Annotated in this window: 13 protein-coding genes; 9 read left to right on the forward strand and 4 right to left on the reverse strand. The window is 64.1% G+C overall.

The features are described 5' to 3' along the window. Positions 1 to 64 precede the first annotated feature (64 nt). The 7 genes from Q0D44_RS04975 (at position 65) to Q0D44_RS05005 (ending at position 5028) form a co-directional block, all read left to right on the forward strand. On the forward strand, positions 65 to 955 hold the full coding sequence (locus Q0D44_RS04975; RefSeq protein ID WP_294133367.1) for a prephenate dehydratase: 891 nt from the start codon (positions 65 to 67) through the stop codon (positions 953 to 955). Between the two features lie 50 nt (positions 956 to 1005). After that, the gene (locus Q0D44_RS04980) at positions 1006 to 1737 is read left to right on the forward strand and encodes a sterol desaturase family protein (protein ID WP_294133371.1); all 732 of its coding nucleotides are present in this window, start codon (positions 1006 to 1008) and stop codon (positions 1735 to 1737) included. Then, the gene (locus Q0D44_RS04985) at positions 1734 to 2171 is read left to right on the forward strand and encodes a DUF2141 domain-containing protein (protein ID WP_294133375.1); all 438 of its coding nucleotides are present in this window, start codon (positions 1734 to 1736) and stop codon (positions 2169 to 2171) included. Before Q0D44_RS04980 ends, Q0D44_RS04985 begins: the two co-directional genes overlap by 4 nt. 72 nt (positions 2172 to 2243) lie before the next feature. After that, positions 2244 to 3086, forward strand: a complete 843-nt coding sequence (locus Q0D44_RS04990; RefSeq protein WP_294133379.1) for a MipA/OmpV family protein — start codon at positions 2244 to 2246, stop codon at positions 3084 to 3086. Positions 3087 to 3305: 219 nt separating this feature from the next. Further along, a complete protein-coding gene (locus Q0D44_RS04995) occupies positions 3306 to 4217 on the forward strand; it encodes a tetratricopeptide repeat protein (protein WP_294133384.1) in 912 nt (303 codons plus the stop codon). Positions 4218 to 4228: 11 nt separating this feature from the next. Beyond that, positions 4229 to 4843, forward strand: a complete 615-nt coding sequence (locus tag Q0D44_RS05000; RefSeq protein ID WP_119746310.1) for an LON peptidase substrate-binding domain-containing protein — start codon at positions 4229 to 4231, stop codon at positions 4841 to 4843. Further along, positions 4840 to 5028, forward strand: coding sequence for a Trm112 family protein (locus Q0D44_RS05005; protein ID WP_294133393.1), 189 nt, complete (start codon positions 4840 to 4842; stop codon positions 5026 to 5028). The genes Q0D44_RS05000 and Q0D44_RS05005 overlap by 4 nt, the downstream gene beginning before the upstream one ends. Here the strand turns inward: Q0D44_RS05005 and Q0D44_RS05010 are convergent. From Q0D44_RS05010 to Q0D44_RS05025, 4 genes are all read right to left on the reverse strand, one after another. After that, positions 5021 to 5452: a RidA family protein gene (locus Q0D44_RS05010; protein WP_294133395.1), complete on the reverse strand. Its 432-nt coding sequence runs from the start codon at positions 5450 to 5452 to the stop codon at positions 5021 to 5023. The two genes, Q0D44_RS05005 and Q0D44_RS05010, sit on opposite strands and share 8 nt — an antisense overlap. A 16-nt stretch (positions 5453 to 5468) precedes the next feature. After that, on the reverse strand, positions 5469 to 6746 hold the full coding sequence (locus Q0D44_RS05015) for an aminotransferase class V-fold PLP-dependent enzyme (protein ID WP_294133398.1): 1278 nt from the start codon (positions 6744 to 6746) through the stop codon (positions 5469 to 5471). A gap of 64 nt (positions 6747 to 6810) precedes the next feature. Then, entirely contained in the window at positions 6811 to 9423 is a 2613-nt protein-coding gene (locus Q0D44_RS05020) for a TonB-dependent receptor (protein WP_294133402.1), read from the reverse strand. Positions 9424 to 9613: 190 nt separating this feature from the next. After that, on the reverse strand, positions 9614 to 10195 hold the full coding sequence (locus Q0D44_RS05025) for a TlpA disulfide reductase family protein (protein ID WP_217672861.1): 582 nt from the start codon (positions 10193 to 10195) through the stop codon (positions 9614 to 9616). Positions 10196 to 10238: 43 nt separating this feature from the next. On the opposite strand from Q0D44_RS05025, the gene argH reads away from it, so the two are divergent. Together argH and Q0D44_RS05035 are read left to right on the forward strand one after the other, a co-directional pair. Continuing rightward, entirely contained in the window at positions 10239 to 11606 is a 1368-nt protein-coding gene (gene argH, locus Q0D44_RS05030) for an argininosuccinate lyase (protein ID WP_294133405.1), read from the forward strand. Next, a complete protein-coding gene (locus tag Q0D44_RS05035) occupies positions 11603 to 11863 on the forward strand; it encodes a hypothetical protein (protein ID WP_294133410.1) in 261 nt (86 codons plus the stop codon). The genes argH and Q0D44_RS05035 overlap by 4 nt, the downstream gene beginning before the upstream one ends. The last annotated feature ends 16 nt before the right edge of the window (positions 11864 to 11879 follow it).

An 11879-nucleotide genomic window follows, 5' to 3' on the forward strand; every position in this document is an offset into this window, starting at 1 on the left:
GCCAGCTTGCCGTCCTGCCGATGCTTGCGTGGCCCCGCGCAACTGCCTAAGCGCGCAGCCATCCATGGAAAACTATCCCGCCCCCGCGCGCGCCATTGTCGCGCAACTGGCTGAAAAAGCCGCTACAGACCCGGCCCGTGCCGTCGCCTATCAGGGCGCGCCGGGGGCCAATTCGCATCTGGCGGCGCTGGGTTACGCGCCCGATTGCGTGCCTTTGCCCTGTTTCGCGTTCGAGGATGCGATCGATGCGGTGCGCAATGGACAGGCTGCCCGCGCGATCATCCCGATCGAAAACAGCCTGCACGGGCGGGTCGCGGACATGCATTTCCTGCTGCCCGAATCGGGCCTGTCCATCGTCGACGAATATTTCCTGCGGATTCGCCATTGTTTGATGGCGCCGGACACGACGCCGGTGAAAAGCGCGATCAGCCATCCCCAGGCGCTGGGCCAGTGCCGCCATTATCTGCGCGAACGGGGCATCCAGCCGGTCGCCTATGCCGATACGGCGGGCGCAGCGGCGCTGGTCGCGGAAAACCGCCTGCCCGGCGAAGGGGCGATCGCGCCCTATCTGGCGGCGGAACTCTATGGCCTGCGCCTGATCGCCGAGAATATCGAGGATAGCGACGACAATATGACGCGCTTCCTGGTGCTGGCGCGGCAACCGAAAATGCCGGTCCCCAATGTCGGGCCGGTGATGACCACGTTCCTGTTCGAGGTGAAGAATGTCCCCGCCGCGCTCTACAAGGCGATGGGCGGCTTTGCGACCAACGGCGTCAACATGACCAAGCTGGAAAGCTATCAGCGCGGGGCGAGCTTCGCGGCCACCGAATTTTTCTGCGATATTGAGGGGATGCCGGGCGATCCGGCGGTCGACCGGGCGCTGGCGGAACTGGAGTTCCACACCAAATGGGTGCGGATGCTGGGCAGCTATCGGCAGGCGCGGCCACGCACCTAAAGCGGACACGTACGCTTTCGCGCGGGCATAATCCTGCGTATAGGCGCTGGATGGTCGCAGCTATTCTCTGGTCCGCTTTGGCGATGAGTGCCATTGTCGGCATACGCTATCTGCTGGCGAGCGGCGGCTTTGCGCTGGCGACGCGGGTGCGGCAGCCGGGCCTGTATCAGGGGCTGGAGCGGCAGATGCGGCGCGAGATTGGCTGGTCTTTGCTGTCCGCGCTGATTTACGGCATCCCCGCCGGGATCGTCGCATGGGGATGGCAGGCGCGGGGGTGGACGCGCATCTATACCGATGTCGCGGCGTTGCCGCTCTGGTATCTGCCCATATCGGTGCTGCTCTATCTCGCCGCGCATGACACATGGTTTTACTGGACCCATCGCTGGATGCACCGGCCCAAGCCCTTTCGCATTGCCCATGCCGTGCATCATGCCAGCCGCCCGCCGACCGCCTGGGCAGCGATGAGCTTTCATCCGTGGGAAGCGCTGACCGGGGCGGTGGTGATCCCGGCGCTGGTGTTCATGATCCCCATCCATGTCGGCGCGCTGGCCGTGGTGCTGACGATCATGACGATCATGGGGGTCAGCAATCATATGGGGTGGGAGATGTTTCCGCGCTGGATGGTGCGCGGGCCGCTGGGTGGCTGGCTGATTACCGCGACCCATCATCAGCGGCATCACGACCTGTATAGCTGCAATTACGGCCTTTATTTCCGGGTCTGGGACCGATTGTGCGGCACTGACCGGGGGCTTGGCGATTTTACCGCGAAGGCGCGCGCGTGACGGGTCGGTTGTGGGGATTGTGCGCGCTGGTCCCGGTGCTGCTGGGTGCGGCCCCGATCGGCCAGCCGCAACCGCTCAGCATGGCGCTGGAGGGACTACGGTCGACCAAGGGGCAGATATTGGTGTGTGTAACGCGGGTGCCGCGCTATTTCCCCGACTGCAGCCATGATCCCGACAAGCGGCATTTCGCTGTGCCGGCGAAGGGCGGGGCGGTGACGATCGGCGCTGTGACGCCAGGCAATTATGCCATTGCGATCGTCCATGACGAAAATGGCAATGGCAAGCTGGATACGTTTGCGGGCATCCCGCGCGAAGGGGTCGGCTTTTCGCGCAATCCGGTGCTGCGCTTTGGCGCGCCCAGTTTCCGGTCGGCCAGTTTTGCGGTCGCAGGCGCGCCGGTGGAGCAGGACATCCGCCTCAAATATTTCCTGTAGGAATGCCAGGCGGAACCTGTAACCGTCGTGAAACATTCTTGGGCCGACCGACATTGGCTGAACAGGGGCCTTATGAACCAGCTTTCCCGCATTCTTCTCCTCACCCTTCCCTTCATGGTGGCCGCGCCCGCGCTGGCGCAGGAGGCACAGGATCGCAGCAGCCTGACCATCGGGGTGGGGGTCGCGTCGGTCCCGACTTATGAAGGGTCGGACGATTCGCGGCTGATTGTCGGTCCGCAGTTGCGCGGCAAGGTGAAGGACCATGCCTTCTTCACCCGCGGACCGATGTTGTTTTTCGACGCTATTCCCAACCGGGATGATAGCGGCATCGACTTTCAGGCCGGCCCGGCCGTGGGGGTCAGGCTGGACCGAACCAGCCGCAAGCAGATCAAGGACAATGCGGTAGAGGCGCTGGGCAAGCGGGACACTGCAATCGAGGTCGGCGGCTATGTCGGCATCGGCAAGACCGGGATCATCACCAGCGCCTATGACAATCTGAGCGCGCGGGTCGCCGTGACCAAGGATGTCGCGGGCGCGCATGAAAGCTATATCGTCACCCCCGCGATCGAATATTTCACACCGCTGTCGATCCGCAGCTTTGCGGGGATCGGCGTGTCGGCGGACTATGTCGGCAAGAAATTCGGCCGCTATTATTCCGATATTGATGCAGCCGGTTCGCTGGCGAGCGGACTGCCGGTCTATACGCGCGGCGGTGCCGATTCCGGGTTCCGGCGGGTGAACGCCAATCTGACCGGCGGCTATTCGCTGTCGGGCGACATTCGCAAGGGCTGGGTGATCGTCGGCGCGCTTGGCTATTCGAGGATGCTGGGTCGTTATGCCGATTCGCCGGTGGTGTCGATTGCCGGGTCGAAGGACCAGTTTCTGGGCGCGATAGGGATCGGCTATACCTTCTGAGACGTTTTTGAAAAATGCGCGAAAGAGCGCATTTTTGTTGCCGCACCGGCCCGCTCCCCCACCCGGCCACCCATAGAATACTGGCGTTGGGCGTCCGGGCGGGGGAGCGGGCCAGTTTCTTGCAGCGCGCGTATCTCCTGCCTTGCGCGGGGAGGGTGACGCTCCCCATATTGCGGGCTATGGAGGCGGCGACATACCGCAGTGGCAGGAGATGAAAGCGTGGCGACCCTGGGAATGAGCGAGGCCGACAAGCTGGCCGTGGAGGCGTTTCGCCGCGATGTGGTGGACCCTTCGCGCACGCAGTTGGTGATCGTGGATTTCTGGGCCGAATGGTGCGGCCCGTGCAAGCAGCTGACGCCGATCATCGAGAAGGTGTGCGCCGATTATGCGGCCAAGGGCGTCAAGCTGGTCAAGGTCAATGTCGACGAAAATGGCTTCATCGCCAGCCAGTTCCGGGTCCAGTCGATCCCGACCGTCTATGCCGTGTTTCAGGGTCAGCCGGTCGCCGACCTTTCGCAGGCGCGGACCGAAGGGCAGCTCAAGCAATATCTCGACCAGTTGCTCGGCCAGTTGCCGATCGAATCGGACGAAAAGGCGCAGGAACTGGAAATCGCGCCGCTGATCGCGATGGGTGAGGAAACGCTGGCGGCGGGCGATGCCGAGCGCGCCCTGTCGATCTTCACCCAGATTGCCGAGATGGTGCCTGACCATGCCGATGTGGCGTCGGGTCAGGCCCGCGCGCTGGTGGCGCTGGGGCAGCTGGACGAGGCGGAGACGGTGCTGGACGCGCTGCCCGCTGATGTGGCCAAGGATCAGGCGGTGGATCGCGCGCGTGCGGCGATTGCGCTGGCGCGTGATGCCAAGCCGGTGGCGGACCTTTCCGGGCTGGAGGCGAAGGTTGCGGCGGACCCCGACGATCATGAGGCGCGGTTCGAGCTGGCGGGCGGGCTGATGGCCAATGGCGACCGTGAGGGCGCGGCAGAGGCGCTGCTGGAGATCGTCCGGCGCGACCGGGCGTGGAATGACAGCGCGGCGCGGACGCAATTGCTGACCCTGTTCGAGGCGGTCGGGCTGGAAGATCCCTGGGTATCGGCGCAGCGTCGCAAGCTGTCGCAGATCTTGTTCGCCTGACGGCCGGGCCGGTGCCACTCGCCCGCGTCTCGATATTCCCGCTGTCTGGCGCTTTGCTGTTGCCGGGCATGGATTTGCCGCTGCATATTTTCGAGCCGCGGTATCGCGCGCTGATCCATGATGCGATGGCGCGCGACCGGCGGATCGGGATGATCCAGCCGCGTGGAGAAGGCCCGGTGCCGCCTTTGTTCGACATGGGGTGCCTGGGCCATGTCAGCCATATCGAGGCGCTGGACGACGGGCGGTTCAACATCATCCTGACCGGGCTGGCCCGGTTCAAAGTGGTGCGCGAATTGCCGGTGACGACCCAGTTTCGCCAGATCGAGGCGGACGTGATGCAGGCACCGCAGGAGGATGAGGTGCTGCACGCGGTCGAGCGCGCGGCGCTGGAGCAGGAATCGCGCCGCTTTGCCGATGCGCTGGGCTATGTCGTGGACTGGACCGCAGTGTCGCGGCTCGATGATATGGCGCTGGTCAACGGCATTGCCCAGATCGCGCCGTTCGATGCCGCGGCCAAGCAGACGCTGCTGGAGGCCGATACGCTGGGCGAGCGGTCGGAGCTGATCATCCAGCTGATGCAGATTTTCGGTCGGATCGAGCGCGATGGCGGCGCGACGATGCAATGACTGACGCAGGTGCGGGCGCGCAGGTCGATCCCTGGTTGCTGGCCAAGCTGGTCTGCCCGGTGACGCGCACGCCGCTGCGCTGGGATGGCGCGCGCGGGGCGCTGGTCTCCGATGCGGCGGGGTTGGCCTATCCGGTGCGTGATGGGGTGCCGGTGCTGCTGGTGCGTGAAGCCAGCCCTATTTGAACGCGGCGATACATTCCACTTCCAGCGGTGCGCCCAGCGCCAGCCCGTCCGCGCCGAATGCGCTGCGGGCGGGCAGGCGTTTGCCCTTGAAATAGGGCAGATAGGCCGCGTTGAAGCGGGGCCAGTCGGCCATATCGTCCAGCATCACCGTGCATTTGACGACATGGCCAAAGTCGAGGCCATTGTCGGCCAATATCCTGCCGATCGAATCCATGGCCTGCCGGACAGCCGCGTCAAAGCCGTCGCTATGCGGGTCCATGCCCTGGGGCACCTGTCCGATCTGGCCGGACATATAGAGTATGTCGCCGACGCGGACGGCCGGGGAGAAGGGCAGGGTGGCGGGCATCGCCTGCGGCGCGGGCGCGGGTTGGGCGAGCGCTGGCACAGATGCCAGCATCAGGGCAGCAAGGATCAGGCGGCGCATCTTTATCTCCGGTCAGTCAGGCGCGGGGCAGGGCGGCGAGCAGGCGGTCCACATCTGTGCCATCGTTGAACACAGATGGCGAGACGCGCAGATGATGGTCATGCAGCGATACGCGCACGCCCGCTTTGGCCAGCGGGTCAGCCAGGCGGGCTTTGGCGTTCGGCAGCAGGGCGGTGAGCAGCGGCGCGGTGGTGCCGGGCGGGGTGATGATCGCATAGCCTTTGGCGCGCAGGCCTTCGCGCAAGGGGTCGATCAACCCTTGTGCGTGGGTCTGGATCGCTGCCACGGTCAGGCCGCTGATATAGTCGAGCGAATGGTCGATCGCCGCGACAATTGCCTGGGCATAGGTGCCGGTCGCGAAATGGCCAAGTGAGCCGGGGCGGACGGCGTAGCTGACCGGGGCGTCGCCGGGTGGGTCGAGCGGGTAGGCGTGGGTCTGCGGCGGCGACAGGGCGATGCCGGGCGGCGCGCCCGGCGCGGCAAAGCCATAATAGCCATATTCGGTGCGTGGCAGTTGGTCCCACACGCCGCGCCGGGCGTAGAGAAAGCCAAGGCCGAAATCGCCCATCAGCCATTTATAGGTGGCGCAGGCGGCAAAATCGACGCCGCTGGCGTGGAGATCGACCGGGACGGGCCCGGCGGCATGGATGATGTCGGCATAGACCAGCGCGCCTGCACTGTGGGCCATGTCGCACACAGCCTTCAGGTCATGCTGAAAGCCATTATAGGTGGACACAGCTGAAAGGCTGACCAGTGTCGTGCCCGGCGTGATGGCGCGGGCCATATCCTCCAGCTCGATCCGGCCGTCGCGTGCCTGCACCCAGGCGACATCGACGCCCTGTTTGCCCATTTCCAGATACATGGGAAAGGCGGCATAGAAATGCAGCGTGTCGGTGACGATGCGGGCCTTGTTCGCGGGGAAACCAAGCGCGCGTAGCACGGCCTGTTCGCCCATGGTGGTGGACTGGACCCAGGTGATTTCGTCCGCATCGGCGTTTATGAGGCGCGCAAATTTGGCGATGACCCCGGCGCGATCGACCGGTTTGCGCGCTAATGCAGCGGGATCGAGCGTGCGGGCGGCGACATAAGCATCCATCGCGGCGCGCGCGCCCAGACTCACGGGATGGGTCGATGCGCTGTCGAGATAGGCGACCGGGGTGGCGGCGAAGCTGGCCTTGTCCGGCAACGATGATGTGCGCTGTGTGGGCGCTGGCGATGCAGACGCCATGGCCGTAGCCCCGACCGCGCCCAGCATCAGCGTGCGGCGGGACAGGCTGTCGGTTGGTCGCGTCATACAGACCCCTTCATAGCAAAAGGGCCGGTTCGTTTCCGAACCGGCCCTTCCTTCGTGACGACAATCAGAATTTGAAGTCGATACGGGCGTAATAATAGCCCCCCGATGTGCCATAGGCGCCATGGCCGTAGGGGCTGTTATAGGAGCCAGCACCATTCTGGTAGGGCGACACGCCGGGGTTTACGACCACGCCCGTGCCGGACACCAGCTTGGGGACTTCGGGGATCTTGTCGAACAGATTGTTCGCACCGATCGAGAAGGTGACATTGTCGGTGAAATCATAGCCGACTTCCAGATCGGTGATGATCGCCCGTTTCACCACGCCGTTGAAGTAGAGCTGGTTGGCATTGACGCCGTTCACCAGCGCGCCGTCGGCGATCAGGAAACCGCCATCGGGGATGACGCCGCTGCCGACGCCCGGACGGACCAGCACGCTGGTCTTGGCATAAAGGGTTTCGCGCAGGTTGACGGTCAGCTTGTCCGCCTTGAGCAGGGCACCGAAGCCGACCTTATATTTCGGCGTCGTATCCTCGATATTGCTTTCCGACGCGGCGTTGAACAGCGGGTAGCCTACCTTGTTCTTGGTGATCTTGGTCTTGTTGTAATTACCGTTCAGCGACAGGTTGAGCGTGCCGAAGTCGAGCGCCACCGGATAGCTGGCGGAGAAGTCGATGCCCTTGGTCTCTGTGTCGATGCCGTTGGTGAAGCTTTGCACGCCGACCTGTTGCAGGGCGGTATCAAGGACGATCCCGGCGGCGGCCAGTGCGCTGAAGATCGCCGCTGCGCCAGGCTGGATCACGCCGCCCTGGACGGCGTTACGCGATGCGGTGGCGGCGATGCGGTCCTTGATCTTGATAAGATAGGCATCGACCGTGATCGCCAGCTTTGGCACGGGGCGCAGTACGACGCCTGCCGAGAAGTTTTTCGATTTTTCCGGGCCAAGCGAGTCGAATCCGAGCAGTGCAGCAGCGGGCGTACCAGCGGGAAGCTGGGCGACGGCGCTGGTCGGTCCGACGTTGATGGTCGAATATTTCTGTTCGGCCAGAGTCGGGGCGCGGAAGCCGGTGCTGGCGGTGGCGCGAACGGCGAAGGCATCCGAAATATCGTAGCGGGTCGTGATCTTGCCGATCAAAGTGTCGCCGAAATCGGTATAATCTTCGTAGCGACCGGCCAGATCGACCGTCCAGCCTTCGACCGGATTGGCGATGAAGTTCAGGTAACCGGCGCGTGAGCTGCGCTTGAACCGCCCGGCATCGGTCGCCTTGTAGCCGGGGAAGGACTGAACCCCGGTCTTGTAGGTCGAATAGAAATCGCCCTGGACGATTTCATAGGTGTCCTTGCGATATTCGCCGCCGAAGGCGAAAGTCAGCGGGGTAGCCATGCCGAGGTCAAATTCCTTGCGGATGTCGGCGGTCACCGTGGTCTGGCTCAGGCGGAAGCCGCCATCATAGGCCTTGTCGGGCGTGTTGGGGACGCCGACGCCCAGAAGCGATGCGGCAAAGCTTTCCTGCCACACTTCGCGATGGGCGGACTTTTCGGTCCAGATGTCGTTCTTCTGATTGCCGTAAGTGGTGCTGAGGTCATAGTTCCAGCCTGCCGCTTCGCCGCGCGCACCGACAGTGAAGCTATATTCATCCTCGATCACATGCTGGAGCGGAACCATGCCGTTGATGCCGGTGTCGCTGTAGCAGATATTGGGGTTATAGGCCGCGGGCGTGACACCGCCGCCCAGATTGCCGGTTTCGTAGCAGATGCGCTTGGGATGACGGTAGCCCTGCTTGGCCCAGCCTTCGCGGCGGGCGAGGCTGCCAAAGCTGTACACTTCGACACCGCCAAAATCATATCCGGCATTGTAGAAGAGCAGATTGAGTTCGGTCTTGGGCTGGCCACCGTTGATCCCGGCCAGCGCGTCGCCTGTCAGGTTCGACCATTGAGCAGGGGCATTGGGCTGGAGCGTGCCATCCGGCTTTGTGACCTGCACCTGCCCTTCGCCCAACGTCGTATAATCCTGACGGCGGTGGAACAGGGACAGGTTGATATAGCCGTCCTCACCCAGTTTGATGCCATAATTGCCGGAGATGGAGAACAGCTCGCCTTCGCTGTCATAATATTGACCGCCGGTCAGCTTGATCGAGCCGCCCTCTGGATCATCCTTGAGGATGAAGTTGATGACGCCTGCAATCGCATCGGTGCCGTACACAGCGGCAGCACCTTCCTGCAACACTTCGACGCGCGCTACCGAATCAGGCGGAATCAGGTCGATGCTGGGCGCCGCCGAGCCAGAGAAGGCACCGAGCACCTGAAGGATGCCGTTGCCGTGGCGGCGCTTGCCGTTGACCAGCACCAGCGTGTGGTTGGGGCTGAGGCCGCGCAGGCGAGCCGACAGCGAGAAGCTGGAAAGGTCGGTGCCCTGCGTCTGCGCGGTGAAGCTGGGGACGATCTGGGTCAGCACCTGGTTGAGGTTCGGCTGGCCGACATGGGTGAGCGCATCCTGGCTCAGCACGGTGACCGGTGCGGCGCTTTCGGTCGCCTGCATCCCGACCGCGCGCGTGCCAGTGACGATGATCGCCGTGCCGTCGTCAACCTGGGGTTCCTGCGGCGCGTCCTGCGCGATGGCGCAGGCGGACCAGGACGATGCGAGGATCAGTGAGAGTTTAAGCGCCGACAACCGTGTCATTCATGCCCCCTGTTTAGCTTTATCGATGACAGGGGGAATGACGAATGCGCGGCACCAATCCTCTATTGCGCTGCACAAAAATTATAGTTTTGTGAATTGTTTCCAGATCGTTTCCATCCGGGAAACACGCTGTTTATGATCTATCGCAGCGCAAGAAACGGATTTTGCAGCTGCGCCAATGGGTGCCGGATCAGGATGCCATGGCCGCGTCGATCAGCGCCTTGGCTTCCGCCCCTTCCCAATCCATCGCGCCGATGACGCGGACCATTTCCTTGCCCTGCGCATCATAGAGGACGGTGGTGGGCAGCAGGCCGGTGGCATAGTCGAAGCCGAAATGATTGTCGGGGTCGGCCCAGCCTTTGAGGTGGGGCAGGGGGTGTTTGGCGAAGAAGGGTTTGACCGCCTTCGCGCCCTGCGTGTCCTGCGAAATGGTCAGCACCGCCAGCCCCTTGGGACCGTAGCGTTCCGCAATCCGATCGAGCGTGGGCATTTCCGCGACGCAGGGCGTACACCATGTCGCCCACAGATTGACGAGCAGCGGGCGGCCGGCAAAATCCTGCAAGGTCGCCTCCCCCCCGTCGGGATTTTGGAAGGCGAAGGTCGGGGCGGGGGTGCCAGCCTTGCTGCGGTCCAGCCGGTAGCTGAACTCGCCGTCTCCCTTTGTCGCATTGCCCGATGCGGGAACCTCACCGCTCATGCTTGCATTGGCTTGCCCAGCGGGCGGCGATTGCCTATCGCAGGCCGCCAATCCGGCGGTCAGGAGCAGTAACATCAGCGCGCGCGAAACAGGTTCCAAGGGGGAAGGCTCCAACAGCATGTGGGGTGGCCGGTTTGCGGCCGGCCCCGCTTCGATCATGCGCGGGATAAATGCCTCCATCCCGTTCGACAAGCGATTGTGGAAGCAGGACATCGCAGGATCGAAGGCGCATGTCGCGATGCTGGCGAAACAGGGCATAATCGAGGGTGAGGATGCGCAGGCGATTACCGAGGGCTTGAACCGGATCGCGGCGGAATATGAAGCCGATGGCGTGCCGGTGGACCTGGACCTGGAAGATATCCACATGGTCACCGAATCGCGGCTGGCGCAGCTGATCGGGCCGAGCGCCGGGCGGCTGCACACCGCGCGCAGCCGCAACGATCAGGTGGCGACCGATTTCCGCCTGTGGGTGCGCGACGCGATTGACGAGGTGCAGGCGGGGCTGATCGGCCTGCAACGCGCTTTGCTGGCGCGGGCAGACGAGAATGCCGACGCGGTGATGCCGGGCTTCACCCATTTGCAGTCGGCGCAGCCGGTAACGCTGGGGCATCATCTGATGGCCTATTATGAAATGGTGCGGCGCGACCGCAGCCGCTTTGCCGACGCGCGGGCGCGGGCCGATGAATGTCCTCTCGGTGCAGCGGCGCTGGCGGGGACGGGCTTTCCGATCGACCGGCACGCGACGGCGGCGGCTCTGGGCTTTGCCAAGCCGACAGACAACAGCCTGGACAGCGTGTCTGACCGCGACTTCGCGCTCGATTATCTGATGGCGGCGACGCAGGCGTCCTTGCACCTGTCGCGGCTGGCCGAGGAGTTCATCATCTGGGCCAGCCAGCCCTTTGGTTTTGTCAAACTGCCCGACGCCTATTCGACCGGCAGCTCGATCATGCCGCAGAAGCGCAATCCCGATGCGGCCGAGCTGGTGCGCGGCCATGCCGGGCGGATCATGGGCTGCATGACGGCTTTGTGCGTGACGATGAAGGGGCTGCCGCTCGCTTATTCCAAGGATATGCAGGACGACAAGCCACCAGTGTTCGAGGCGCACGACTTGCTCGCTCTGTCGATCGCGGCGATGACCGGCATGATCGAGACGGTGACGTTCCGCACCGACCGGATGCGCGGACTGGCCGAAAGCGGCTTTGCCACCGCGACCGATCTGGCCGACTGGCTGGTGCGTGAAGGGGGCATTCCGTTCCGTGAGGCGCATCATATCACGGGGCGCGCGGTGGCGGCGGCGGAGGCGGCGGGCGTGCCGCTCGACCAGTTGCCGATCGCGACCCTCAAGGAGATTGACGCGCGGATCGACGATCGCATCTATGCGGTGCTGACGGTCGATGCCTCGGTCGCCAGCCGGATGAGCCATGGCGGCACTGCGCCGGCGCAGGTGCGGGCGCGGATCGCGCAGGCGCAGGAGGAATTGGGATGAGACACATTCGGACGATCGTGGGGCTGGCCTGCGCGGCGCTGGCGCTGGCATCCTGTGGCGGGCGGCAACCGTTGAAGCCCTTGGCGGGGCAGGAATTGCCTGCGGTGCCGGTGGGTGCGACGACCGCGCCGACGGGCGCGCAGCTGATGACGCCATCGACCCAGGCGCGGCCGCAGCGCAACGTGGAATTGCTGACCCAGTCGGAAAAGCGGCAGGCGGACGAGTTCGACCTGCCGCCCGAAAAGCAGCCCCAATAAGAGACTAAGGACGCGA

The organism is Sphingobium sp. (assembly GCA_023266575.1).
Lineage (GTDB): Bacteria > Pseudomonadota > Alphaproteobacteria > Sphingomonadales > Sphingomonadaceae > Sphingobium.